Origin of the sequence: Hymenobacter sp. 15J16-1T3B, from assembly GCF_020711235.1 — a bacterium.
Lineage (GTDB): Bacteria > Bacteroidota > Bacteroidia > Cytophagales > Hymenobacteraceae > Solirubrum.
The window spans coordinates 536,597-561,349 of sequence record NZ_JAJFAV010000002.1; the positions used below are offsets into that span (position 1 = coordinate 536,597).

17 protein-coding genes and 1 tRNA gene are annotated in these 24,753 nt (G+C 66.6%); 10 read left to right on the forward strand and 8 right to left on the reverse strand.

Annotated features, from left to right (window positions below):
* Window positions 1-236: 236 nt before the first annotated feature.
* From LJ737_RS05535 to LJ737_RS05565, 7 genes are all read right to left on the reverse strand, one after another.
* Complete coding sequence (locus LJ737_RS05535; protein ID WP_227763576.1) at window positions 237-1,778, reverse strand: MBL fold metallo-hydrolase RNA specificity domain-containing protein; 1,542 nt, start codon at window positions 1,776-1,778, stop codon at window positions 237-239.
* Between the two features lie 299 nt (window positions 1,779-2,077).
* Window positions 2,078-3,553, reverse strand: a complete 1,476-nt coding sequence (locus tag LJ737_RS05540) for a glycoside hydrolase family 30 protein (RefSeq protein WP_227763578.1) — start codon at window positions 3,551-3,553, stop codon at window positions 2,078-2,080.
* A gap of 129 nt (window positions 3,554-3,682) precedes the next feature.
* Window positions 3,683-5,185, reverse strand: a complete 1,503-nt coding sequence (locus LJ737_RS05545) for a glycoside hydrolase family 30 protein (RefSeq protein ID WP_227763580.1) — start codon at window positions 5,183-5,185, stop codon at window positions 3,683-3,685.
* Window positions 5,186-5,416: 231 nt separating this feature from the next.
* The gene (locus LJ737_RS05550; RefSeq protein WP_227763581.1) at window positions 5,417-6,856 is read right to left on the reverse strand and encodes a glycoside hydrolase family 30 protein; all 1,440 of its coding nucleotides are present in this window, start codon (window positions 6,854-6,856) and stop codon (window positions 5,417-5,419) included.
* A gap of 223 nt (window positions 6,857-7,079) precedes the next feature.
* Window positions 7,080-8,570 carry a RagB/SusD family nutrient uptake outer membrane protein gene (locus LJ737_RS05555; RefSeq protein WP_227763582.1) on the reverse strand — a complete coding sequence of 497 codons (1,491 nt, stop codon included), beginning with the start codon at window positions 8,568-8,570 and terminating at the stop codon, window positions 7,080-7,082.
* A gap of 25 nt (window positions 8,571-8,595) precedes the next feature.
* On the reverse strand, window positions 8,596-11,802 hold the full coding sequence (locus LJ737_RS05560) for a SusC/RagA family TonB-linked outer membrane protein (protein WP_227763583.1): 3,207 nt from the start codon (window positions 11,800-11,802) through the stop codon (window positions 8,596-8,598).
* Between the two features lie 309 nt (window positions 11,803-12,111).
* On the reverse strand, window positions 12,112-14,958 hold the full coding sequence (locus tag LJ737_RS05565) for a substrate-binding domain-containing protein (RefSeq protein ID WP_227763584.1): 2,847 nt from the start codon (window positions 14,956-14,958) through the stop codon (window positions 12,112-12,114).
* A 361-nt stretch (window positions 14,959-15,319) separates the two neighbouring features.
* Here LJ737_RS05565 and LJ737_RS05570 point away from each other — a divergent pair, with 361 nt between their 5' ends.
* The 9 genes from LJ737_RS05570 to LJ737_RS05610 all read left to right on the forward strand — a co-directional run bounded on the left by LJ737_RS05570 (window position 15,320) and on the right by LJ737_RS05610 (window position 23,071).
* Complete coding sequence (locus LJ737_RS05570) at window positions 15,320-16,201, forward strand: helix-turn-helix domain-containing protein (protein WP_227763585.1); 882 nt, start codon at window positions 15,320-15,322, stop codon at window positions 16,199-16,201.
* Window positions 16,202-16,283: 82 nt separating this feature from the next.
* A complete protein-coding gene (locus LJ737_RS05575) occupies window positions 16,284-16,820 on the forward strand; it encodes a YbhB/YbcL family Raf kinase inhibitor-like protein (RefSeq protein ID WP_227763586.1) in 537 nt (178 codons plus the stop codon).
* 206 nt (window positions 16,821-17,026) lie between these two features.
* Window positions 17,027-17,398, forward strand: coding sequence for a nuclear transport factor 2 family protein (locus tag LJ737_RS05580; protein ID WP_227763589.1), 372 nt, complete (start codon window positions 17,027-17,029; stop codon window positions 17,396-17,398).
* A 43-nt stretch (window positions 17,399-17,441) separates the two neighbouring features.
* Window positions 17,442-18,899: an aminotransferase-like domain-containing protein gene (locus LJ737_RS05585; protein WP_227763591.1), complete on the forward strand. Its 1,458-nt coding sequence runs from the start codon at window positions 17,442-17,444 to the stop codon at window positions 18,897-18,899.
* A gap of 47 nt (window positions 18,900-18,946) precedes the next feature.
* The gene (locus LJ737_RS05590; protein WP_227763593.1) at window positions 18,947-19,513 is read left to right on the forward strand and encodes a DinB family protein; all 567 of its coding nucleotides are present in this window, start codon (window positions 18,947-18,949) and stop codon (window positions 19,511-19,513) included.
* The gene (locus LJ737_RS05595) at window positions 19,510-21,066 is read left to right on the forward strand and encodes an amino acid permease (protein WP_227763594.1); all 1,557 of its coding nucleotides are present in this window, start codon (window positions 19,510-19,512) and stop codon (window positions 21,064-21,066) included. Before LJ737_RS05590 ends, LJ737_RS05595 begins: the two co-directional genes overlap by 4 nt.
* Before the next feature lie 254 nt (window positions 21,067-21,320).
* Window positions 21,321-21,902 (forward strand): DUF1572 domain-containing protein, encoded by a 582-nt coding sequence (locus LJ737_RS05600; RefSeq protein ID WP_227763596.1) that lies wholly within the window; start codon window positions 21,321-21,323, stop codon window positions 21,900-21,902.
* 85 nt (window positions 21,903-21,987) lie between these two features.
* On the forward strand, window positions 21,988-22,536 hold the full coding sequence (locus LJ737_RS05605) for a GNAT family N-acetyltransferase (protein ID WP_227763598.1): 549 nt from the start codon (window positions 21,988-21,990) through the stop codon (window positions 22,534-22,536).
* Between the two features lie 28 nt (window positions 22,537-22,564).
* A complete protein-coding gene (locus tag LJ737_RS05610; RefSeq protein ID WP_227763600.1) occupies window positions 22,565-23,071 on the forward strand; it encodes a DinB family protein in 507 nt (168 codons plus the stop codon).
* A 269-nt stretch (window positions 23,072-23,340) separates the two neighbouring features.
* Here the strand turns inward: LJ737_RS05610 and LJ737_RS05615 are convergent.
* A tRNA-Arg gene (locus LJ737_RS05615) sits at window positions 23,341-23,412 on the reverse strand.
* Window positions 23,413-23,553: 141 nt separating this feature from the next.
* Here LJ737_RS05615 and LJ737_RS05620 point away from each other — a divergent pair.
* The gene (locus tag LJ737_RS05620) at window positions 23,554-24,708 is read left to right on the forward strand and encodes a DUF2652 domain-containing protein (RefSeq protein ID WP_227763601.1); all 1,155 of its coding nucleotides are present in this window, start codon (window positions 23,554-23,556) and stop codon (window positions 24,706-24,708) included.
* Window positions 24,709-24,753 lie beyond the last annotated feature (45 nt).

The window sequence follows — 24,753 nt, forward strand, 5'->3', positions numbered from 1 at the left end:
TGGAAGAAGCGCCGGGCGTGGCCCCGACGGCAAGGAGTGAGTTGTAGTTGCTTGAGTGGGCTCTACTGCCAGCCCCAAGCGCCGGGGTGCTGGCGCGCAAGCGTTGGCAAGTGCAAGGGAGCCGGCTTCGCGCAGCAGTTTGCCACTGGCGGCACTCATTTCCGCAGGGTGGTTGCCGATGCCGTGCGCAGGCGTTGAAGCATTGCGGAGCTGAAAACCCGCGGTCCGGGCAGCTGCTACACGCCGGTGAAAAGGACCGCGGAGTCGCCGTAGTCGGGCACCACCACGTTGGGCCAGTGCGCGCCCTCGCGCAGGGCCAGGGCCAGACTGGCCGCGGCGGCCGGCTCGCCGTGCACCACAAACGTGCGCTTGGGCGGGTGCTGGAAGCCCTGCAGCCAGCGCAGCAGCTCGGTGCGGTCAGCGTGGGCCGAGAAGCCGTCGAGCTCGGCCACGTGGCAGCGCACCGGCACCCAGTCGCCGAACATTTTGATTTGCTGCTCCCCGTCCTGCAGGCGCCGGCCGCGGGTGCCCTCGGCCTGGTAGCCCACCAGTAGCAAGGTGTCCTGCGGGTGGGGCAGGCGGTGGTGCAGGTGGTGCACGATGCGCCCGCCCGTGCACATGCCACTGGCCGACAGGATGATGGCCGGCCCCGGCAGGCGGTTCAGGGCTTTCGACTGCTGCTGATCCGTCACAAACGTGAGCCCGTCGAAATGGAAGGGGTTGTCGGGGCCCAGGCGGTGGGCCGTGGGATGGTGGCCAAACAAGTGGGTGACCCGGATGCCCATGGGGCTGTCCACGTATACCGGCACCAGGGGCACGCGGCCTTCGCGGCGCAGCTTGCGCAGGTAGTACAGCAGCGTTTGGGTGCGGCCCACGGCAAAGGCGGCAATGAGCAGCACCCCACCCCGGTCCAGCGCCGCGTTGACCACCCGCGCCAGCTCGGCTTCGGGGTCGGCCAGGCGCGTGTCCCGGTCGCCGTAGGTAGACTCGACCAGCAGCACGTCGGCCTCGGAAATGGTGGTCGGGTCGTACAGCACGGGGTTGTCGTAGCGGCCCAAGTCGCCGGAAAACACCAGTTTTTTTGCTTGGCGGGCGCCCTGCACCTGCATTTCCACGATGGCCGAGCCCAAAATGTGGCCCGCGTCGCGGAAGGTGACCTGCACGTGTTCGGCCACGGGCACCGGGGTGCCGTAGGGCACGGCGCGCAGCAGCAGCAGCACCCGCTCGGCGTCGGTCACTGAGTAGAGCGGCTGGGCCGGGTGGTGCTTGGAGTAGCCTTCCGCGTTGGCATACGCCGCTTCTTCTTCCTGCAGCCGGGCCGAGTCCAGCAGCATGATGCGCAGCAGATCGGCCGTGGCCTCGGTGCAGTAGATAGGGCCCTGAAAGCCGTCCTTCACGAGCCGGGGCAGGTAGCCGCTGTGGTCGATGTGGGCGTGGGTGAGCACCACTGCGTCCAGGTCGGCCGCGTCCACGGGCGGTTCGGTCCAGTTGCGCAGGCGTAGCTCTTTCAGGCCCTGAAACAGCCCGCAGTCGACCAGCAATTGCTGTTGGCGCGGGCCTTGGGTCAGGGTCAGCAGGTACTTGGAGCCGGTCACCGTCTGGGCGGCGCCCAGAAACGTGAGGCGTACGTCGAGACCCGCCGCGGCGGCCGCGGCTCCGAGCTCAACCTGCGACGCGGCGGGCGTAGCCGCGGCGGCCGTCAGGGGGGCGGCTGCAAAGCGCCCCGGCCACCCCGCGGCCGGATCGGTAACACTGGAAAAGGGCTGGGCAGTAGGCATAAGCGCAGGCAGTGAAGGTCAACGAAGAATGTGCGCGACGACGGGGCAAGTATACCGGGGTGGTGGCGGGAAAAAGATGACATAAATCACTGACGGGAAGAAAGTTTGCTTCTTGCCCGCGGCCCGCAAGCGTGCCCGGGCCTGCACAGGCCAAACCGGTTCAAACAACAACACCGCGCTTCCGGAAAGGAAACGCGGTGTTGGGGCGGGCCCACGCCCAAGCGGAGAATTATCGAACTACGGGCAGCCGGCCAGCGTGGTATTCCGGGCCGTTGCCGCCGCGCCCGGCCTTGCGCCGCTTAGTTGATTACAAACGTCATAATGGAGTGCGCCTGGCTGGCGACGGGCACTGCCTGGCCCTGCATCCACAGCTGAAAGTCCTGGGCCTTGTCGCTGTTGTTCATCACCACCACGGCCACTTTGCCGTCGGGGTTCAGGAAGGCTGTGGTGCTCAGAAAGTCGCGGTTCGACGAACTGCTGATGCGCTTGGCGCCGGGCCGGATAAACTTGGAGAAGTGCCCGATGTAGTAGTAGATGTTGGTGTAGATGAGTTGGCCGCTGCGGGTGTCGGCAATGACCGGGGCGAAACAGAAGTTGCCCACGTGGTTGGGGCCGCCTTTTTCATCCAGCAGCACGTTCCAGTCGGTCCAGCCCACGGTGCCGGCGTTGAAGTCGTTGATCATCGAGTAGCCGTATTTCTCGCCCAGCTGCCAGTCGCTGACCTTGCTCAGGTCGAACTTTTCGATGCAGCCCTCGGTGAAAATAAGGTTGGTTGCGGGGTAAGCCTCGTGCACGCGGCGCAGGTTGTCGAAGAGCATGCCGGAGCCGGTCCAGGTCTCGTACCAGTGGTAGCCAATGCCCCACACGTACTGGGCCGTCTGCGGGTCGTTGAGAATGGTGCTGGCGCGCTGAAACACCTGGTCGCGGTTGTGGTCCCAGGCAATGAGCTTGCGGGTGGCCAGGCCGCTCTTTTTCAGCGTCGGGCCGAGGTAGTCGCGGATAAAGTCACGCTCCTCCTCGGCGGTGAAAATGCACGACTCCCAGCGCTGTTTGGCCATGGGCTCGTTTTGCACCGACAAGCCCCAGATGGGCAGCCCCTGCCGCTCGTACTCCCGGATGAACTTCACGTAATGGTCGGCCCAGGCCTGGCGGTACTCGGGCAGCAGCTTGCCGCCCTTCAGCAGGCTCTGGTTGTCTTTCATCCAGGCCGGCGGGCTCCAGGGGCTCACAAACAAGGGCAACTTGCCGCCCGCCGCTGCCACGGCCTGCTTCAGCATGGGAATGCGGTACTGCTCGTCGTGCTTCACGCTGAAGCTCTTGAGGTGCTTGTCGCCGTCCTGCACGTAGCTGTAGGGCGCGCTGCTGAAGTCGCAGCTGGCAATGTTGGTGCGGGCCAGGGAGTAGCCGATGCCCTGGGTGGGGCTGTAGTAGGCGCGCATAAACTCCTGCTGCTGGGCCGGGGGCAGCTTGGCGTAGGTTTCGGCCGAGGCGTCGGTCAGCGCCCCGCCGATGCCCAGCAGGGTCTGAAACGTGCGCGTGGGGTCCAGAAACACGCAGACCTGGGTTTCGAGCGGCTGGGGCGTGGGCTGAAAGGTTAGCACCGGCCCCGGCGCCAGGCGCTGGGTGGTGCCCGCCGCCGTCACGTACACCTGCGTGGTGCGGCCCGCCGCGGAGTACTGCTTCGGGGTGGGCGGGGCGGCGGCCGGGCGTTGGGCCGGCAGCGGGCCGGCGCTCAGAGCGGCCAGCAGCGCCGCCGGTAGGAATTTGTGTAGCATAAACAGGGGTAGAGGAGGTACGCAGCGGGAGGCCCCGCCGGGCCGAAGTGGGAGGTGTCGGCTCGGGAGAATGAGTAATTGAGCGGCTGGCCGGCCCAGCTCCGAAGAGGAAGCCAGGGCCGGCCCGGCTTACACGCTCCACTTGAACGTGACCACCGCGCCGGCGGGCAGGGTGAAGCCCAGGTACTTGCCGTTGTATTTCAGGCGGAAGCTCTGGGTCTGGCTCTGGTCGTTGAGCACCAACAGCACCTTTGAGCCGTCCGGGTTCAGGAAGGCCACGTTGGGAAAGGCCGACGAAGCGGTGGAAGCCACGCGCACCGCGCCGGGGCGCACAAAGCGGCTGGCGTGGCCCAGCACGTAGTATTCCACGTTGCGCGTCACGGTGCCGCTGGTCTGGGCAATGGTCACCACCCCGCGGCAGTTGGCGCAGCCCCCGTTGATGGGGCCGTAGTTTTCGTCGAGGGCCAGGTTCCAGAGCAGCACGTTGCGCGACCAGTTCCGAGTCGTGCCGATGATCAGGTCGCGGGTCATGCCGCGCAGGTTGTCGGCAAAGCTGGGCGCCCACTGCCCGCCCGACTGCTCGGTGAAGTACAGGTCTTTGTCGGGGTGGGCGTCGTGCACCGTGGTCATGGCCGGCACCGAGCCGCCGTAGCCGTGGAAGGCCGAGCCGGCCACGTAGCGCCGGGCCGCCGCGTCGTTGAGCACCGTAATGGGGTACTCCGGGTGGTCCCAGTTGTGGTCGTAGGCAATGATTTTGGCCGTGATGTTGTGGGCGCTGAAAGCCGGGCCGAGATGGTTCTTGATGAAGTCCGTCTGCTCGGCGGCCGACATGAGCATGCCCGGGTAGCCCGCGGGCTCGTACAGCGGCTCGTTCTGCACCGTAATGGCGTCGACGGGCACGCCGGCGGCCCCGAAGGCCTGCACGTACTTTACGAAGTACTGCGCAAAGGCCGGGTAGGCACTCGGGTTCAGCCGGCCCCGGATCATGCTCTGCGAGCTTTTCATCCAGGCCGGCGCGCTCCAGGGCGAGCCCAGCAGCTTCACGCCGGCATTGAGCGCCCAAATCTGCTGCAGCGTGGGCAGCAGGTCGGCTTGGTCCGGGGCAATGCTGAAGTAGGCCAGCGTGGGGTCGGGCTGGCCCGCGGGCGGGTCGTCGTAGGAGTAGTTGCCCAGCGAAAAATCCGACGACCCGATGCTCATGCGCAAATAGCTCAGCCCGATGCCGTTGCCGGTGGTGGTGAACAAGTCCTGCAGCAGCGCCTCGCGCTGGGCGGCGTTGAGCTTGCGTTGCAGCAGGTACGCCGCGGAACCCGTCAAGGCCGCCCCAAACCCGTCGATGGTCTGGTACTGCTGCGCGGTGCTCACCTCCAGCACGGGCACGTTGGCGTCGCCGGGCGCCGTGGCGAAGCTGAGCGCGTCGGGCTGCTTGGTGAGGCGGGCGCCGCTCTGCTCGGGCGTGGTCAGCCAGGCGTCCACCTCGCTGGTAGTGGGCGGCGCGGGCGGCTGCGGGGCCGGTCCCGGGCCGTTGCCGGGGTCTTTCCGGCAGCTGGCCAGCGCCAGGGCGGCGAGCAGGCCGGCCGCCAGCCAGGGCCGGGCGCCGCGAAGAATAGCGGGCGTAAACGGGTTCATCATCGGGAGCGGAATGCGGTGGAGGACCGCGCGTGAATCGGACGGGAAGAGCGGGAAAAAGCCGGCGGCTGTGGCGCCGCCGGCCTCCCCTGCAAAGCCGGTCCGCCGCTTTCCCACGAGCAGCGGATCGGCCGAAGCGAGGTTCCCAGGCCCCGCTTCGGTGGTGGCCCGCCGCGTGGCGGGCCCGGCGGCCGGTGAGCTACAACCCGCCGCCGTAGGTGAACGGGCGGCCCGCTACCACACGTAGGTGCCCACGGCGCCCGCCGGCAGCGTGGCCGCCAGCTGCTGCCCGCGCGCGCGGATGTTGAAGGCCTGGGCCGCCGGCGAATGGTTCTGCACCAGCACCACGTGGTGGCCGTCGGGGGTGCGGAAGGCCACATTGGGCAGCTGGTCGGACAGGGTGGAGGCAATGCGCACCGAGCCGGGCCGCACAAACTTGCTGGCGTGGGCAATGATGTAGTAAGCGTCCTCGCGGGTCACGGCGTTGCCGTCGAGGGTGAGGGCGCCGCGGCACTGGGTGCAGCCGCCGGGCGTGTGCGGGTTCTGCTGCGGGTCGGCCGCGAGGTTCCACTCCAGCACGGTGCGGGCCCAGTTGCGGGTGGCCCCGATGAGCAGCGTGCGCGCGTGCCAGGTCAGGTTGTCGGCAAACTGGCTGCGCGAGCCGACCCACTGCTCGGTGAAATACACGTGCTTTTGCGGAAACGCGTCGTGCACCTGGCCCATGGCCTCGATCTTGCCGGCGTACAGGTGAAACGCCGAGCCGTCGACGTATTGGGCCGCTTCCGGGTCGCGCAGGATGGTGAGCGGGTACTCGGGCTTGTCGCAGTTGTGGTCGTAGACGATGATTTTGGTGGCGAGCTTGGCGGCTTTAAATGCCGGCCCCAGCGCCTGCTTGATAAACGCGGCCTGCTGCTCGGCGGGCATGAGCAGGCTGGGGTTGTTGCCCGGGTGCAGCGGCTCGTTCTGAATGGTAATGGCGTCGATGCGTACGCCCTCCTGGGCCATGCCCTGGATGTACTTGACGAAGTAGCGGGCGTACGCGTCGTAGAACTCCGGCTTCAAGGAGCCTCCCTTCGACTCGCCGTTGGTCTTCATCCACACGGGCGGCGACCAGGGCGAGCCAAGCAGCTTGAGCTGCGGATTGATGGCCAGAATTTCCTTGAGCACCGGCAGCAGGTGCGCCCGGTCGGGCGCCAGGCTGAACTGCTTGAGCTCCGGGTCGGTCTGGCCGGCAGGCAGGTCGTCGTAGCTGAACACCTGCGCGTCCAGGTCCGAGGCGCCGATGCTCAGGCGCAGGTAGCTCACGCCGATGCTGGTTCCGTCGGTGGCAAACAGCTCGCGCAGCAGCCGCGCCCGCTCCGCCGCGCCCATGCGGTGCAGCAGCTCGGCCGAGCCGCCCGTCAGGCAGTAGCCGAAGCCGTCGATGCTCTGAAACTGCTGCTGCGCGTCGACGTCGATGTTGGGGTTGGCGTTGGGGGCCGCCGTGAAGGGCAGGCGGGCCGGCTGCCGCTGAAACAGCACCGTTTTGTCGGGGGTGCTCAGCCACACTTCGGCGTCGCGGGCGGCGTCGCCGCGGGTGCCGGGCGTCTTTTGCGACTGGCAGGCCGTCGGCCCGCTCAGCGCGGCCAGGCAGCCGCCAACCAGCAACAGTCGCTTGAAAAGGGAAAAAAGCATGCGGAAAAAGGAAAGCAGGAGAAATGCGGGCGGGTACGCCCGCGGCGGTAAGCAGCTTCGCGGGCCGTACCGGGTGAGGCGGCGCTAGCAGCGCGCGGGCCCTGCGGGGCCGCCCAGGTCGCCGCAGCGGCCACACCGGGCAGCCCGGCGCCGGGCGGGGTTTCGAGGCGGGCCCCAGCTCACTCACTTCCGTGGCCCGCCCCGAAACGCCCACCCAGCGGGGTCAGAACCCGGGGTTTTGCTGGGTCTTGGCGTTGTTGTTGATTTCCGACTGCGGCAGCGGGAAGAGCAGGTAGTTGGCGTCGGCCGAGCCCTTCTGCTGCTGAATGATGTCCAGCGCGGTAATGGCGTGGGCGCCGGCTTCGGCCTGGTTGTGGCGGGCGTAGCGCAGCAGGTCAAACCACCGCTCCCCCTCGAAAGCCAGCTCCAGGCGGCGCTGCTTGTCCACTTCGGCGCGGAACAGCTGCTTGGTGCCGAGCGTGGCCAGCGTGGCGGCGGGCAGGCCGGCGCGCTGCCGGATGGCGTTCAGGCGGGTCAGCGCGTCCGCGTTGGGGCCGTTTTGCTCGTTGCTGGCCTCGGTGTACATCAAATACACGTCGGCCAGGCGCAGCAGGTAGTAGTTGTCGGCCGAGTTGAAAGCTGCCACCGAGGTGCTCGTCCACTTGTACACGAACGGGCCCCGGTCGTTGGCGCCGCGGCTGCGCGGGCCGTCCACCCAGCTCACGTGGTCCCGGCCGGCGTTGGTGGTGCCCACGTACTTCCAGCGCAGGTCGGTGAGGGTGTCGACGGCGAAGGTCAGGTCGGTGGGCTTGCTGCTGGCCGCCGACTGGTACAAGGTCGGGATGTTGAACTTGGCGAAGGAATAGGTGGCCGGCGGCGTGGGCAGCACCAGGTCGGGCAGCAGGAAGCCGCCGTCGGTGGAGCCGGCAAACTGCACCTCGAAGATGGATTCGGCCTTGTTTTCGGCCGGGTACAGGGCCTTGGGCGTGGCCACCAGCGACGCCACGGTGGTGCCCAGCACCTTGCCGGCGGCCGCTTGCGCGTCGCTCCAGCGGCGCATGGTCAGGTACACCCGGGCCTGCAGGGCGTTGACGGTGGGCTTGTTGACGCGGGTGCGGTTGAGCGCGCCCTGGTCGGCGGCCACTAGGCCCTCGGCGGCGGTCAGGTCCTGCACAATCTGGTTGTACACCTCATCGGCCGAGGCGCGGGGCAGGGCCACCACGTCCTGGGAGCTGCTTTCCACCGGCTCGGTGTGCAGGGAGACGCCGCCGTAGAGGCGTACCAGGTTGAAGTAGAACAGGGCGCGCAGAAAGCGGGCCTCGCCCAGAATTTGGTCACGGCGGGCGGCGGGCATCTCCACGGTGGGCACGTACTTGAGCACGGCGTTGGCGCGGTTGATGCCGATGTACATGTCGCGGAACACGTTGCCTACCTGCGAGGTGGTCGGCGTCCAGGTGATGCGCTCCATGGCGTTGACGTCGCCGTTGAGCGAGGTGCAGTTGTCGGAGGGCATTTCGCCCACCACGTTCAGGTCCTGGCCGTAGGCGCCGGTAAACTGCAGCACGTCGTAGACGGCCGTAATGCCCGATTCGGCGTCGTCGGCCGACTTAAAGAAGTTGGTGGGCGCAATGGTGGTCAGCGGCTCTTTGTCCAGCACGTTGCAGCTGGCGGCCAGCAGCAGCAGGGCCGCTGCGGGAATGACAATTTTTTTCACGGTCGGGAAGGGCAGGGGGTGGGAATTAGAAGGAGGCGTTCAGGCCCACGGTGTAAGTGCGGGCTTGCGGGTACACGCCCAGGTCGCGGCCGAAGCCGGTGGCCGAGAAGGGGTCGGCCGATACTTCCGGGTCGAAGCCGGAGTAGTTGGTCCAGGTCACCAGGTTCTGGGCCGTCACGTAGAGGCGCAGGTTGCTGATGTGGGCCGGTTGCAGCAGGCCGGTGGGGAAGGCGTACGCCAGCTGCAGGTTCTTGAGCCGCACGTAGGTGCCGTCCTCGACGAAGCGGTCCGAAAACCGGTTGTTCTGGTTCGGGTCGCCGGTAATGGCCCGCGGAATGTCGGTGTTGGTGTTGGTCGGCGTCCATCGGTTCAGCACGGCCTTGGTCTGGTTGTAGGGCCCGTTCATGCCCTCGATGGTTTGCCGGTTCTGGTTGTAGATGTCGTTGCCGAAGCTGCCCTGGAAGAAGAAGCTCAGCTCCAGGCCCTTCCACGACAGGGTGTTAGTCACGCCGCCGATGAACTTCGGGTTGGGGTTGCCGATGATGGTGCGGTCGTTGTTGTCAATCTTGTTGTCGCCGTTCACGTCCACGAAGCGGATGTCGCCGGGCTTGGGGTTGTTGGGCTGGGTCGGGGCCGCGTTGATTTCGTCCTGGCTCTGGAAGATGCTCTGCACCTTGAAGCCGAAGAAGGCGCCCAGCGGCTGGTTTTGGCGCGTCACCGAGTAGCTGTTGATGATGTCGCGCTCCACGTCCTGGCCCTGGTCGTTGCGCAGCTTGCCCAGCTCGATGACCTTGTTGCGGTTGGCCGACACGTTGACGTTGGTCGTCCAGCTGAAGCCGTTGTTGTCGCCGCGCACGTTCACCGTGTTCAGCTGCAGCTCCACGCCCTTGTTCTCGATGTCGCCCACGTTGCCGATGTAAGTGAGCGGCTGCAAGCCCGTGCTGGTGGGCAGCGGCACGCTCTGGAGCAGGCCCGTGGTGCGCTTGCGGTAGGCGTCGATGGTGAGCAGCAGGCGGTCCTGCACCAGGCCGATGTCCAGGCCGGCGTCGAGCTGCTTGGTGGTTTCCCACTTCACGTCGGGGTTGCCCACACGGCCCGGCGAGATGCCGCCCGCAATGCCGCCCGCGCCGGCGTAGTTCGAGCCCACGTTGTACACCGAAAACCGGTCGTAGGCCCCGATTTCGGAGTTGCCCACCAGCCCGTAGCTCAGGCGCGCTTTCAGGTCCGACATCACCCCGCTCTGCGGAAAGAACGATTCCTTGGCAATGCGCCAGCCGACGCTGGCGGCCGGGAAGTAGCCGAATTTGTTGTCGCCGCCGAAGCGCGAGGAGCCGTCGGCCCGCACGCTGGCCGAGAGCAGGTAGCGCTGGTCGTAGTTGTAGGTGGCCCGGCCGAAAAACGACATCAGGCCCCACTGGTCCTCGTAGCTGTAGGGCGCCGTAAACACCGTGCCGGCCGAGAGGTAGGGCACCGCGTTGGAGGCGAAATTGCTCACCGACGCGCCCGAGGTGAAGCGGTCCGACGACTGCGCGGCTTGGCCGGCCAGCAGGGTCAGGTTGTGCCGCTCGCCCAGCTCCGGGTTGTAGGTCAGCGTGTTTTCCACCAGCCAGATGGTCTGCTGGTTGGTGCCGGTGCGGGCGCTGCCGCGGTTGGCCGACTGCGAGGTGCCGGGGTAGTCGCGGGTGATAAACTGGTTTTCGAGCTGGGAGCGGTAGTCGATGCTGGCCTGGCTGCGCAGCGTGAGGTTCTTGAGCACGTCCAGCTCCCCGTACACGTTGCCGATGACCTGGTAAATCATCGACTTGTTGCGCGTCTCCAGCAGGTTGCCCACCGGGTTGTCGAGCAGGGTAAAGGGGTTGGTGCTGTAGCGGCCGTCGGCGGTGCGCACGGGCACCGTCGGGATATAGGCCAGCGCGCCGGCCACCACGCCCGAGTTGCCCAGCGCCAGCTCCGAGCGGACGCTGTTGTTGTTCAGCGTGCGGCTCAGGTTCAGACTAGTACCCGCCCGGAAGCGCGAAGTCAGCTGCTGGTCCAGGTTCAGCTTCACGGTGTAGCGGTCGAAGCCCGAGTTCAGGATGATGCCGTCCTGCTTGAAGTAGCCGCCCGAGAGGTAGTACTTCGTCTTGTCGGAGCCCCCGCGCACGGCCACCTGGTAGTTCTGCATGTGGCCGGTGCGGAAGATGGCGTCCTGCCAGTCGGTGTCGTAGGGCGGCAGGTTGTTCAGGTCGGGGAAGCCCTGGGCGGGGTTGGTGATGTCGCGGCCGCCGGCCTGCTGGGCCTCGTTGAAGTACTGGGCAAACTCGCGGGCGTTGAGCAGGTCGAGCTTTTTGCGCACCTGCTGCACGCCGGCGTAGGCATTGAAGCTGATTTCGGGCTTGCCGGCCTTGCCGCGCTTGGTGGTGATGACAACCACCCCGTTGGAGGCGCGCAAACCGTAAATGGCGGCCGCCGCGGCATCTTTCAGCACGTCGATGCTCTCGATGTCGGCCGGGTTGATGGCGTTCAGCGGGTTGGGCTTCTGGTTGCCCACGCCCACTTCCTGCTCGTAGGTCGGCAGCACCGGCACCCCGTCGATGACGTAGAGCGGGGAGTTGGTCAGGCTAAAGGAGTTGTTGCCGCGGATGCGCACGTTGATGCCCGCGCCGGGGGCCCCGGAAGGCGCCGTCACCTGCACACCGGCCACCTGGCCCTGCAGCGCCTGGTCGAAGCCGGCCACCGTCTGCTTGGCCAGCTCCTTCCCGTTGACCGACGAAACGGCCGTGGTCAGGTTCTGGCGCGACTGGGTGCCGTAACCAACCACCACCACTTCGCCCAGGCCCTGCGTGCTTTCCGACAGCGTGGCCTGCGGCACCTGCGTGGTTTGCCCGTCGACGACGGTGATGGATACGCGCGCCGAGCTGAAGCCCACCGACGAGATGATGAGCACGTGCGGCCCGGCCGGCACGCTCTGGATGAAGTAGACGCCATCGGCCCCGGTGGCGCTGCCCAGCGTGGTGCCTTCCACCAGCACCGTGACGCCCGGCAGCGGCTGGCCCCGGTCGTCCACCACCCGGCCCGAAACCGGCCCGTTGACGGCCGCCGCGGTCGGTGCTGCGACCGTAAGGGGTGCAGCCGCGCGGAGGGTCATCGGGTGAGCCAGGACCAGGCCGGTGAGCAGCACCCCGCTCAGCGTTGGGGTCAGGAGTCTTTGGGCGAAAGGCCGCCCGTGTGGGAAGCGTAGACGTGACGACATGTAGGAAAGGAGTGAAGTGGGAATTGAGTGACGAGCAGTGGGGGCGAAGAGCAGGCGCCGCCGGAAGGGCCAGGCGGGCCTGGCCGCGAGCCGGCAGGCGTGCTGCAATCGTTTGCGGCGTTGTGGCCTAGGTGGTCCTGCTGTGCAAATGTCCCCGGGGCATGACGCCCGCACTTGCTCATTTCTTTCAAAAGCCGTTCACGTAGTGATTTTGCCTTAACAGACAGATAATCAGCAGGTATAAAAAGCAACAGGCCGCCCCGAAAAGGAGCGGCCTGTTGCTTTTCTTGCAGGGCTTTCGATATTATTTCAGTGCGGACGCGCGACGTGAAGCGCCCGGAACTCGGACGGTGAAATCTGGTAGCGCGCTTTGAAGCTGCTGGAGAAATAGGAGGGCGAGGAGAAGCCCAGCTCGTAGGCCACGTCGGCAATGGTGAGGGCGTCGTTGAGCAGCAGCTCGCGGGCTTTGGTCAGGCGCAGGTTCAGGATGAAGTCGGTGACGCCGGTACCCAGCAGCGCCTTCACTTTGCGGTAAAGCTGCATGCGCGAGATGCCCAGGCTGCGGGCAATGTCCTCCACCGCCAGGTCGGTTTTGGTCAGGCTGGTTTCCACCACGGCCGTCAGGTCGGTCAGGAATTTTTGGTCGGGGCTGTTGGGCGCTACCGTGGCCGCGTCCACGGCCAGCTCCCGGCGGAAATGCTCCCGTTGCCGGGCGCGGTTGGCCAGCAAGGTGCGCACGCTTTCGAGCAGGAAGGCGGGGTTGAAGGGCTTGGTCAGGTACACGTCGGCGCCGGCCTGCACGCCTTCCACCTGCTGCTCGGCGGCGGTGCGCGCCGTGAGCAGGATGACCGGGACGTGCGAGGTGCGCCAGTCGGCCCGCAGCTGCTGCACCACCTCCAGCCCGCTCAGGCCCGGCATCATCACGTCGCACACCACCAGGTCGGGTATCAGCTCGGTGGCGAGGCGGAAGCCGCTGTGGCCGTCGGTGGCGGCGCGCACCTGGAAGGCCGTGCTCAGCCGGCGCACCAGAAAGTCGTTGACCTCGGGGTTGTCCTCGATGACCAATACCAGGGTGTCGGGGCCTTCGGGCGCAGGGGCGGCGGGTGGGGCCTCGGCGGCGGGCAGGCTGAGCTGCGCCTCGCGGGCCACAAACGCCGCGGGCGCATCGGCGGAGGCGCGCAGCTCGGCGGGCAGCTCGCAGGGCAGCGTCACCACGAAGGTGCTGCCCTGGCCCGGCTGGCTGGTAAACGTCAGCTCGCCCAGGTGCAGGCGCACCAAGCCTTGGGCCAGGGCCAGGCCCATGCCCGAGCCCTTGGTCCCGGCCTCCGACTCGCCCTGGTAAAACCACTCGAAGATGTGGGCCCGGTCGCGCTCGGCAATGCCGCAGCCGGTGTCGGCGAAGCTCACGCGCAGGCGGCGGCCCTGGTCGGCGGGCTGCAGGCTGATGGTGATGCGGCCGCCGTCGGGGGTGAATTTGAGAGCGTTGCTGAGCAGGTTGAAGAACACCTTGTCGAGCACGTTGGCGTCGAACCAGATGGGCAGCACCGGCGCGGCGGCCTCGAAGCGCAGCTCCACGCCGCGCAGGCGGGCGGGCTGGGCGAAGGCGTCCACGATGTCGCGCACGAAATCGACCAGGTTGCCCTCGGTGGCGCGCACCGGCATCTTGCCCACTTCAATCTTGCGGAAGTCGAGCAGCTGATTCACCAGCTGCAGCAGGCGCTGGGCGTTGCGGCGCACCAGCGTCAGCTCGTGGCGCTGCGAGCCGTCCAGCGCCTGCCCGTTGGTGAGCAGCTCTTCCACCGGCCCCATGATGAGCGTGAGCGGGGTGCGCAGCTCGTGGGAGAAGTTGGTGAAGAAGCGCAGCTTGGCCTCGGTGTCGGCGCGGGCCTGGGCTGCCAGCTCCTCCAGTTGGTTGCGCTGCTGCCGGATTTCCTCGTTTTGGCGGAGCAGCTGCTGGTTGATCCGGTCGTTTTCCGCGTTGCGCTGCACCAGCTGCTGGTTGATCTGGTCAATTTCCACGTTTTGCGCGGCCAGCTGCCGGTTGATCTGCCCGTTGCGCCGGGCCGAGCGCCAAGTCACCGCGCCCAGCGCCAGCGCCCCGAGCAGGGTGGCCAGCAGCGTGTAGAGCATGGTGCGCTGGCTGGCGTAGGTGACCTGCAGGTGATGCAGCAGGCTTTGCTGGTGCTCAATTTCCTGCTGCTGGTTGGCCATTTGCTCGCTTTGCTGCAGCATGGTCTGCGCGTTGGTCGAGTCGATGACCATCGTGCCCAGGATGTTTTCGCGGCGGAAGGGCTTGTGTTGCAAGATCTGCAGGGCAGTGCGAATGGCCTCCTCGCCCCCCGGCGAGTACAGAATGGAAGCCTGCAGGATGCCCTGCTGAATCATCGTCCGGCTGCCGCCCAGCCCGTCCACCCCGATGATTTGCATGCGGTCGGCCAGGCCCAGGCGCTGGCAAACGGTGTAGGCGCTCCGGCCCATGCCGTCGTTGTGGGTAAAGATGAGGCGCACTTCCGGGTGGGCTTTGAGCGCGGCCGTGAGGGCCGGTTGCAGGGCGCCTTCCCGCCAGTCGCCGGTCACTTGGCTTACCACCTGCAGGTTGGGGTAGGCCTGCAAACCCTGCGCAAAGCCCTGGTGCCGGCCCTCGGTGGCCGACGAGCCGGGTGTGCCCGTTACCTCGATCAGGTGGCCGCGCTGGTGCAGCAGCTGCGCCGCGTAGCGGGCCGCCGTCTGCCCGACTTCCACGTTGTCGCCGCCGACAAACGCGGTGTACTGCGGGGAGGTGGTGCGCCGGTCGAGCAGCACCACCGGTACACCTTTAAAATAGGCCTCCTCCACCGCCGGCGTCACCGGCCCCGACTCGTAGGGCGACACGATCAGCAGGTCGATGCCCTCCCGGACCAGCTCCCGAATCTGGCGGGCCTGGCGGGCGCTGTTGTCTTGCGCGTCCAGCACGTGCAGCGACACTTCGGGGTGGAAGCTCAGCTCCCGCCGCATGCCGGCCATCATGGCCTGGCGCCACGGGCCGTCGGTGCTGCACTGCGCGAAGCCGATGCGGTAGGCGGGGGCTTTGGTGGCCGGCGCGCAGCCGGCCAGCAGCCCCAGTACGGATGCCGCCAGCAGCCGCCAGCGGCGAACCAAGAGGTAGAGGGTAGTCAAGGGGAACCGGGCGGCGGGTGGGCGAGGTGGGAGGCGCCGCATCACCAAATATAGCAATTCCGGTTCCTGGAAACGTACACCTCAATTCAGCGGCGCCGGCGGCCCGCGGCGTAGTGCCACCGGAGCGCGTGGGCCCGAGCGCCACCTGGGAGTGCTTGGGGCGGACTGCTGGGCATGTCTACCGCAATCGGCTGTCACGACGCATGTAGTCGTAGAGTCGGTAGATGCAGTTCGGCCACTGTTCCTTGCTGGTGCGGCTGGCAGCCTAGCCTAGCGCAGTTTCAATAGTGAAGTCGCCGCTTTACCTTAGGAACTGCGCGAAGCTCCAACGGCGGCAGCAAACGGCTTTCCCCCACGTCCTATGTACACTATTCCAGACGAGCTGCCGCGGGCAGCGGGCGAGCCGGACGATGTGCGGCTAGTTGCCTATGCCAACCCCCTCGCCGGGGTGCCCGACCGCAACCCGGTTACCCTCACCCGCCACGTCCTGAGCTTGGTGGAAGCGGGCGAAAAGCGCGTGTACCTGCCCCACCAGTCCCTGTGCTGCCCGGCCGGTAGCCTGCTGCTGCTGGCGGCCGGGCGCTGCCTGATGAGCGAGCGGCGGCCGGCCACCGACGCCTACCGCAGCACCCTGCTGTTCTTCGACGATGCGCACCTGCAGGGCTTTCTGAGCCGCTACGCCACCCGGTTGCCTTTCCGGCGGGCGGCAGGGAACGGGCCGCGGCACCCAGCCTTCTGCTTCGCCGGCAGCGCGTTTTTGCAGCATTACTTCGCGGCCTTGAGTGCCTGGGCGGCCGGTGGGAAGCTGGGCGGCGAGCTGATGCTGCGGTTGAAAATCGATGAGTTGCTGTTGTACCTCGCCACGGTGCACCCCGAAGCATTTGGCCAGTTCGTGGCCGGCGTGGCCTGGGGGCCGGCGGCGGTTTTTCACCAAGTGGTGGAGAGTCCGGCCACGCAGAGCCTGTCGCTGCCGGAGCTGGCCTTTCTGTGCCACATGAGCCTGGCCACGTTCAAACGGCGGTTTCAGGCGACGTACGGCTGCAGTCCGGAACGCTGGCGGCAGCAGCGGCGCTTGCAGCAGGCCGCCCAGCTGCTGGAGCGGCCCGGCACCCGCCCCAGCGACGTGTTCGAGGCCGTGGGCTACGAAAGCCTGTCGAGCTTCAGCCACGCGTTCAAACAAGCCTTTGGCTACACGCCCACCCAGTACCAGCAAGAACGGCTCAGCGCCGAAATGAGCGTTTAGCCACACTTTTTGAGCGTTTTGCGACATCCGCACGGGCCGGGCGGCGGATACTTTTGGGCGGTTCGTTTAGCCTCATCAGATCATGAAACACCTCTTTCTCCTGCTCGGTGCTGGCCTGTTGGCCGCGGGCAGCCACGCCCAAACATTTACCCTGAAAAGCAACGAGTTGGGCGGGCAAGCCACGGCCCGTCAGTTTTTTAACGGCAACGGCTGCTCGGGCGGCAACGTCTCGCCGCAGCTAACCTGGGAAAACGCGCCCAAGGGCACCCAAAGCTTCGCCGTGACCATGTACGACAAGGACGCGCCCACCGGCAGCGGCTGGTGGCACTGGGTGGTGTTCAATATTCCGGCTTCGGCCACCGAGCTAAAGGCCGGCGTCGGCGACGTGAGCAAGGCTCTGGCCCCGGCCGGCAGCGTGCAAAGCCTGACCGACTTCGGCCGCCCCGGCTACGGCGGCCCCTGCCCGCCGCCGGGGGCGCCGCATCAGTACCTCATTACCGTCTACGCCCTGGGCTCCCGTCTGCCCCTAGACCAAACGGCTTCGCCGGCCTTGGTGGGCTTTTACCTGGGGCAAGCGGCGCTGGCCCGGGCTTCGCTGGTAGTGTACGGGCAGCGCTGAAGCGGCAGGTAAACGTCCTGCTGAGCGCAGTCGCAGCAGGATGGTGTTTTCTATACGCTTGCTGCTGACGTGCTCAAATGGCCCCGAACGGCCGGTGCGCCCGGCAACTGTACCGGTTCAATAAGCCGAAAAGTGCCTCTGTTTTGCCGGTACGAAGACCCGCACTTTTGGTGGGTTCATCGACGGCATCCTTTTATGTTCTGCATATGACCCAAGAACAAGCCACCGCCTTTGCCCGCGACTGGGTGGACAGCTGGAACGCCCACGACCTGGAACGCATCATGGCCCACTACGCCGAGGAGCTGGATTTCAGCTCCCCGCTGATTCAGCAGCTCGGGGCGGACGCCAGCGGCGTGCTCCGCACGAAAACCGCCTTGCGCGCCTACTTTGCCACCGGGCTGGCCCGCTACCCGGACCTGCAGTTTGAGCTGCGGCAGGTACTGCCCGGCGTGCAGTCGGTGGTGCTCTATTACCGGAGCATCAACGACTGGCCCGCCGCCGAGTACATGGAGCTGGACGCCCAGGCCCGCGTGCGGCGGGTGCGGGCCCACTACGCCGCCCCCGCGGCCGGCGGCTAAGCCCGGCAAGTCAGCAACCCGCTCCCGCTTATTCGTTCCTGCCATGCATCCTGCCCTGACCCTCGCTATTGCTCCCCACAAATACCAGGTGGTGGCCGACCACCTGGCGGCCCAGATCCGGGGTGGCGCGCTGCGCCCGGGCGACAAGCTGCCCTCGGTGCGGGTGCTGAGTCGGGAGCAGGGCCTGAGCGTGAGTACCATTCTGCAGGCCTACTACGCGCTGGAAGCCGGCGGTTTGGTGGAGGTCCGGCCCCAGTCGGGCTACTACGTGCGGCTCGGGCGGCCGGCGGCCCTGCCCACGCCCACGCGGCCCTCGGCGCAGCCGCCGGAAGCCTCGGGCTTCAGCGAAGCCGAGGACCTGATTGCCGAGTACGCCGCGCACATGCACCGGCCGGAGCTGCTGCCGCTTTCGGTGTCGGTGCCCGACCCCTCGGTGCTGCCCATTGCCCGGCTGGCCGCGGCCGTCCGGCAGGCCCAGCAGCAGCTCGGGCAGGCCGGCACCCGCTACGAGCCCGCGCAGGGCAACCAACTGCTGCGCCAGCAGATTGCCCGCTACAGCGTGCTGTGGGGCGGGCAGCTCACCGAGCACGAGCTGCTCACCACCGAGGGCTGCATGGCGGCCATATCCCTGTGCCTGCTGGCCATTACCAAGCCCGGCGATACGCTGGCCGTGGAAAGCCCCACCTACCTGGGCGTGCTGCAGCTGGCCCGGGCCCTGGGCCGGCGGGTGCTGGAGCTGCCCACCCACCCCGAAACGGGCGTGGAACTGGACGCGCTGGCCGACCACCTGGCGGCGGGCCGCGTGCAGGCCTGCCTGCTCACGCCCAACTTCAACAACCCCATGGGCAGCTGCATGCCCGAGGCGCACAAGCGCCGGCTGGTGCAGCTGCTGGAGCACTACCAGGTACCGCTCATCGAGGACGACCTGTACGGCGACCTATACTTTGGGGCGCAGCGCCCCAAGCCCTGCAAGTCCTTCGACCGCAGCGGGCTGGTGCTCTGGTGCGGCTCGGTGAGCAAAACGCTGGCCCCGGGCTACCGCGTGGGCTGGGTGGCACCAGGCCGCTACCTCGAGCAGCTCAAGCGCCTGAAGCTCTACCAGCAAGTGGCTTCGCCCGGCCTTACCCACCAGGCCATCGGCCACTTGCTGGCCACCGGCCGCTACGAGCTGCACCTGCGGCGGCTGCGGCGCTTTCTGCTCGATAATTACCGGCGCTACGCCCAGGTTATCGAGGCGGAATTCACGGGCACGAAAGTGAGCCGGCCCCAGGGAGGCTTCCTGCTGTGGGTGGAGTTGCCGGCCCAGGTCAGCGCCACGGAGCTGTTTCGGCAAGCGGCGGCGGCCGGCATCAGTTTGGCGCCCGGCCGCATGTTCACCCTGCACGAGCAGTACCACAACTGCTTCCGCCTCAGCTACGGCCTGCCCTTTACGCCGGAGGTGGAAGCCGGCCTGGTGCGCCTGGGCGGGCTCATTCGCGACGCCATTCGCGCGGCCGGCTAATTGGCGCCGGGCTACTTGCTTTTACTTCCACCTAACCTTAGAACTGCATGAAACAACCGAACTGGTTTGAGCGCGACTTTTCCCGTCCCGTCGACCCGCGCCTGCTGCCCGCGCTGCTGGAGCGGCTGCTGGGCACCCCGGCCCGGCTCGAAGAAAAGCTGGCCGGCATAGCCCCCGAATGGTTGACGACGCGGGTAGATGGGACGTGGACCATTCAGGAAAACGTGGGCCACCTGGCCGATCTGGAGCCCCTGTGGCTGGGCCGGCTGGAAGACATCGTCGACGGGGCGGCCGAGCTGCGCTCTACCGACCTGAACAACGAGGCCACCACCCGGGCCGGGCACAACGCCGTGCCGCTGGCCGCGCTACTGCAGAGCTTCCGGCAGCAGCGCCTGCGCACGGTGCACCGCCTGCAGGCGCTGAGCGACGACGTGCTGGACCGCGCGGCGCTGCACCCGCGCCTGCGCACCCCCATGCGGCCGGTGGACCTGTTCGCGTTTGTGGCCGAGCACGACGACCATCACTTGGCCCGCATCAGTGCCCTGGCCCGCCAGCTGGCCGGCGCCCAGGCCGCGGATATGATTTCGCCCGCTGCTACTCCCTTGCCCGCATGAGCCGCCTCTTCGCCACCAAACCCCTGGCCGTGCTGCTGGGCGAGGCCAACGCGGCCGGCGCCCTGAAGCGCACCCTCGGCGCGGGGCACCTGACGGCCCTGGGCGTCGGGGCCATCATCGGCTCGGGCCTGTTTATCCGCACCGCCAACGCCGTTTCGCAGGCCTCGGGCCCGGCCGTGACGCTGGCCTTCGTGCTGGCCGCCCTGGGCTGCGTGTTTGCCGGGCTGTGCTACGCCGAATTCGCCGCCATGATTCCCATTGCCGGCTCGGCCTACACCTACGCCTACACCACCATGGGCGAGTTTGTGGCCTGGGTGATTGGCTGGGCGCTGATCATGGAATACGCCCTGGGCGCGGCCACCGTGAGCATCGGCTGGAGCGAGTACCTGAGCAAGCTCCTGGACGCCTTCGGCGTGCACCTGCCCTACGGGCTCACGCACTCGCCCCTGGAAAGCGCCGTGCTGGGCGGCGTGACCGAGCACGGCCTTGTCAACCTGCCGGCGGTGCTGGTGGTGGTGGCCCTGAGCCTGCTGCTGATCAAGGGCACCCAGGAATCGGCCGTGTTCAACTCCGTAATGGTGGTGGTGAAAGTAACCGTCGTGCTGCTCTTCATCGGGGTGGGCTGGCAGTTCATCAACCCCGCCAACCACACGCCCTACCTGATTCCGGACGACGCCGCGCCGGTGCGCAACGCCGCCGGGCAAATCGTGCGCGAGTACTCGGCCTGGAACAAGCACGGGCTGGGCGGCATCCTGGGCGGGGCGGCCATTGTGTTCTTTGCCTTCATCGGGTTTGATGCCGTGAGCACGGCCGCGCAGGAAGCCCGCAACCCCCGGCGCGACATGCCCATCAGCATCCTGGGCTCCTTGGCCATTTGCACCGTGCTCTACGTGCTGTTTGGCCACGTGCTGACGGGCGTGGCCCACTGGCGCGAGTTTGCCGACCCCTCGCTCGGGGCGGAGGCCTCGGTGGCTTACGCCATCCGGGCGCACATGCCCGGTTACGGCTGGCTGGCCACGGCCGTCACGCTGGCCATTCTGCTGGGCTTCTCGTCGGTGGTGCTGGTGATGCTTATGGGCCAGAGCCGGGTGTTCTTCTCCATGGCCCAGGACGGGCTGATGCCCCGGGCCTTTGCCGAGCTGCACCCGCGCTACCGCACGCCCTACAAGTCCAACCTCGTGCTCATGGGCTTCGTGGGCGTGTTTGCCGCCTTCGTGCCCGGCTCCCTGGCCGGCGACCTGACCTCCTTCGGCACCCTGCTGGCCTTCGTGCTGGTGTCTATCGGCGTGTGGCTGATGCGCCGTTCGCACCCCGCGCAGCCCCGCCCGTTCCGGGCCCCGCTCTCCTCGCCGCGCTTTCCGCTGATACCGCTGCTGGGCGCCATGCTCTGCGCCGCGCTGATTGCGGCCCTGGATGCCTTTACGCTGCAGGTAGCCGCCATCTGGATGCTGTTGGGCTTCGCGGTGTACTTTCTCTACGGCCGCAAAAACTCCAAGCTGCAGCAAGGCATTGTGGTGCTGCCCGAGGAGCTGGCCGAGCCGGTAGGCAAGTAGGGCGGCTGTTTAGGAACGTCCTGCCGAGCCTCACAAGACTACTGCCCGCTGCTAGAAAAACGTCATGTCGAGCTTGTCGAGACATCTCGCGTGCTGATGCCGGATAGTAGAATCATGTACAACGAGAAGAATACTATCCAGCGAGATGTCTCGACCAGCTCGACATGACGGCCTAGCGTTGTCGGACTGGCTCTTGACCGGTTGCAGGCACAATTCCCGCTACTCTTTTTCATCACCTTACACCCCCTTTCGTCATGGCTCCGGACTACCTCACCAGCGTAAGAAAACAGTTCGAGTACTACAAGCTGCTTGGCGACAAAACCTTCGCGCAACTCCCGGACGAGGCCTTATTCTGGCAGTACAACGCCGAAAGCAACAGCATTGCCATCCTCGTGCAGCACCTGTGGGGCAACATGCTCTCCCGCTGGACTGATTTTCTGACCTCCGACGGCGAGAAGGACTGGCGCAACCGCGACGCGGAATTTGAAGCCGGCATTCAGACCCGGCAGGAGCTGCTGGCCAAGTGGGAAGCGGGCTGGGCGTGCTTGTTCACGGCCCTGGATTCCGTTACGGAAGCCAACGCGGACACCATCGTCTACATCCGCAACCAGGGCCACTCCGTGACCGAGGCCGTGAACCGGCAGCTGGCGCACTACCCCTACCACGTGGGCCAGATTGTCTTCCTCGGTAAGATGGCCCTCGACGGGCAGTGGAAGTCCCTGTCCATTCCGCGGGGCAACTCGCAGGGCTACAACGCGGAAAAGTTTGCCCAGCCCAAGCGCACGGCCCATTTCACCGACGAGTACCTGCAAGGCGCGGCCCCGACAGCGTCCTAAGCCGAGCACTGAAAAGCAACCACCGCGCGTAAGTCCACCCCGCCGGCCAGAACACACTTCTCGTAGACGCATTCCCCTTAATGGTATGTCCGCTTCTGATTCAATAGGCCACACAGAACCCACTGTCCGCCCCGAGGCCGGGGGCGCCACCAGCGCCGCGGCGCAGCCGGTGCGCATCCTCGCCTACCAGCCGCAGTACGCCCCGGATTTCAAGCGCCTGAACGTTGCCTGGATCGAGCAGTATTTCGTGCTGGAAGCCGCCGACCTGAAGATGCTGGACCACCCGGAGGATTACGTGCTGCGGCCGGGCGGCCAGATTCTGCTAGCCGAGTACCAGGGGCAGATAGTAGGGGCCTGCGCGCTGGTGCGCATGAGCGCCGACACGCTGGAGCTAGCGAAAATGGCCGTGTCGCCGGCGGCGCAGGGCTTAGGCATTGGCCAGCTGCTCGCGGAGGAAGCCCTGGCTACGGCCCGGCGCATGGGCGCGCGGCGGGTGTATCTGGAAAGCAACACCGCCCTCACGGCGGCCATCGGGCTGTATTACAAACTTGGCTTCCGCAAAATTGAACCGGACCGTCCCTCGCCCTACGAGCGGGTCAACATCCACATGGAGCTGCTCCTGGCCGAAGGGTAGCGCCCCGCGCGAACAACCGGCTCCGCAAATGGAAATTCCAACCATTGCCTCGTTTCTGGACTACCGGGAGAAACTCGGCCAGCGCACCATCCGCCTGGTGACGCTGGTGCCCCCGGCCCAGCTGGAGTGGCGCTGCCGCCCCGGCGGCTTCACCATCGGCGACACGATTCGCCACCTGGCCGCCATCGAGCGGTATCTGTACGCCGAAATTGCGGCCGGTAGGCCCGCGGCTTATGCGGGTTGCGGCCGGGATTTGGCCGACGGGCCCGCGCAGGTACTGAACTTCTACCGACGCCTGCGCGCCGAGTCGACGGCCATCTTCAGCGGCCTTGCGGATGCGGACCTGCACCGGAACTGCCGGACGCCCGGCAACGGACAGATTGCTCTGTGGAAATGGCTCCGGGCTTTGCTCGATCATGAAATTCACCACCGGGGGCAGCTGTACGTGTACCTGGGCCTGCTAGGCGTGCCGGCTCCGCCGCTGTTGGGCCTTACTTCCGAAGAAGTAATTGGGCTGAGCACCTCTGCCCGGTAATGCACCGCACAATGTCAACGCTTTGGTACCAGCTAAGGCGGCCTGCGGACGTCGTCGTTACACGACCAACGCGGGTTGCCCCGTCGAGGTTTCTTGCTCAGTGGGTTGCTCTTATCGTCGGCTAAGAACTAGTTACCCAGCGTCAGCTCGCAGGGCTCGACGGAACGGCCGGTGTTTTTTTGCTAGACTTTTTGGCTTGCCCGCTGCTCTGCAGGTTACCGTTAGCTTGCCTATAAGGTCTTGTAAACCGGTATTTACAAGATAGTTAGTAGCCGCGACGGGAATCGAACCCATATCAAGCGTTTAGGAAACGCCTATTCTATCCGTTGAACTACGCAGCCAAATCAGCGGTAGCAACAAAAATACACCGAAAGCCCGCCCGGCCCAAATGCTGGCCCGGCGGGGCACGCAAAGTTGATATCCGCCGCCGCCGCCGCCGCGTATAGTCCGGATGGCCTGCCGTTTCTCCTACCTATCCTTGCATGGGCCTGCTCGATGACCTGCGCGCCGCCCGCCGGGCGGCCGGGCGGCGCCACCCGGCTCCCGGAGCCGGTGCTGCCGACGACACCCAGCCCGCGCTGCTGCTGATTCCGGACATCAGCGGCTTCACGCGCTTTATCGAAGAGGCCAACCACCCGCAGGCCCCGCACTTGGTGGCCGACCTGCTGGAAATTCTCATCGAAGCCAACTGCCTGGAACTGGAAGTGGCCGAAATTCAGGGCGACGCCATTTTGTTTTACCGCCTGGGCGAGCCGCCGCCCGTAGCCGAACTGGTGCAGCAGTGCCGCCGCATCTTCCTCGATTTTCAGAACTACCTGCAGCTGGTCGCGCGCGACACGTCCTCCGAATTGGCCGCTGCTCTGCAGGAAGCCGGCCTCACGCTCAAAATCATCGGGCACTACGGGCGGGTGAGCGTGGCCGACATCCGCGAGTTTCGCAAGCTGCTTGGGCGCGACGTGATAGTGGCCCACCGCCTGCTCAAAAACACCGTGGCCGGCTCGGAGTACGTGCTGCTCACCGAGGGCTACCTCAGCACCCAGCAGCCCGCCGAAGTGGCCCGCTGCTTTGCCTGGACGCGCCTGCAGCGTAGCGCCACCGTCTACGAGTACCTCGGCGAAATCCGGTATTTCTATGCCTACCTCACGCCGCTGCGCCTGCTGGTGCAGGCCGAAATCGACCAGGGCAAGCTGCCGGTGACCTGCCGGGTGCTGGCGCGGCACACCGTGGCCGCGCCGCTCGGCAAAGTGCTGCGCGTGGTGAGCAACCTGCGCCTGCGGCCCCGTTGGCTGGCCGGCACCACCGCCGTGCACTACGATGCCACCAAGGCCCACCGCCCCGGCGCCAACTACAAGCTGGACCTCTACGCGGGTCAGATCGATCTGCAGGTGGTGCAGCGGCTCGACCACGACGGCCACACCGAGTACGTGGAGAAAGTGGCCCATTGGCGCCTGTTTCCCAACGCCCTGCTCTTTTTCCGCCTCGAAGCCGTCGACGACCGGCACTGCCTCGTCACGATGGAGTTTCGCTACGGCCACGTGGCCAGCGGGCACCGCCTCATCCGCAAAGGCCAGCTCCAGCGCCTGCACCGCTGGCTGGGCCAATCGGTGCGGCAACTGGCGGCGCTGTTTCAAGGGTGAAGTTGTGAAAAGTGAAATGGTGAAGAAGCATAACCTCAATTCACA

What these genes read in the sequence shown, in the direction of transcription:
- LJ737_RS05540 (WP_227763578.1), bottom strand. Translation starts at nt 3,553, where the DNA reads ATGCTACACAAATTCCTACCGGCGGCGCTGCTGGCCGCTCTGAGCGCC.
- LJ737_RS05590 (WP_227763593.1), top strand. Translation starts at nt 18,947, where the DNA reads ATGAAACAACCGAACTGGTTTGAGCGCGACTTTTCCCGTCCCGTCGAC.
- LJ737_RS05550 (WP_227763581.1), bottom strand. Translation starts at nt 6,856, where the DNA reads ATGCTTTTTTCCCTTTTCAAGCGACTGTTGCTGGTTGGCGGCTGCCTG.
- LJ737_RS05585 (WP_227763591.1), top strand. Translation starts at nt 17,442, where the DNA reads ATGCATCCTGCCCTGACCCTCGCTATTGCTCCCCACAAATACCAGGTG.
- LJ737_RS05570 (WP_227763585.1), top strand. Translation starts at nt 15,320, where the DNA reads ATGTACACTATTCCAGACGAGCTGCCGCGGGCAGCGGGCGAGCCGGAC.
- LJ737_RS05580 (WP_227763589.1), top strand. Translation starts at nt 17,027, where the DNA reads ATGACCCAAGAACAAGCCACCGCCTTTGCCCGCGACTGGGTGGACAGC.
- LJ737_RS05545 (WP_227763580.1), bottom strand. Translation starts at nt 5,185, where the DNA reads ATGATGAACCCGTTTACGCCCGCTATTCTTCGCGGCGCCCGGCCCTGG.
- LJ737_RS05595 (WP_227763594.1), top strand. Translation starts at nt 19,510, where the DNA reads ATGAGCCGCCTCTTCGCCACCAAACCCCTGGCCGTGCTGCTGGGCGAG.
- LJ737_RS05605 (WP_227763598.1), top strand. Translation starts at nt 21,988, where the DNA reads ATGTCCGCTTCTGATTCAATAGGCCACACAGAACCCACTGTCCGCCCC.
- LJ737_RS05620 (WP_227763601.1), top strand. Translation starts at nt 23,554, where the DNA reads ATGGGCCTGCTCGATGACCTGCGCGCCGCCCGCCGGGCGGCCGGGCGG.
- LJ737_RS05535 (WP_227763576.1), bottom strand. Translation starts at nt 1,778, where the DNA reads ATGCCTACTGCCCAGCCCTTTTCCAGTGTTACCGATCCGGCCGCGGGG.
- LJ737_RS05610 (WP_227763600.1), top strand. Translation starts at nt 22,565, where the DNA reads ATGGAAATTCCAACCATTGCCTCGTTTCTGGACTACCGGGAGAAACTC.
- LJ737_RS05575 (WP_227763586.1), top strand. Translation starts at nt 16,284, where the DNA reads ATGAAACACCTCTTTCTCCTGCTCGGTGCTGGCCTGTTGGCCGCGGGC.
- LJ737_RS05560 (WP_227763583.1), bottom strand. Translation starts at nt 11,802, where the DNA reads ATGTCGTCACGTCTACGCTTCCCACACGGGCGGCCTTTCGCCCAAAGA.
- LJ737_RS05600 (WP_227763596.1), top strand. Translation starts at nt 21,321, where the DNA reads ATGGCTCCGGACTACCTCACCAGCGTAAGAAAACAGTTCGAGTACTAC.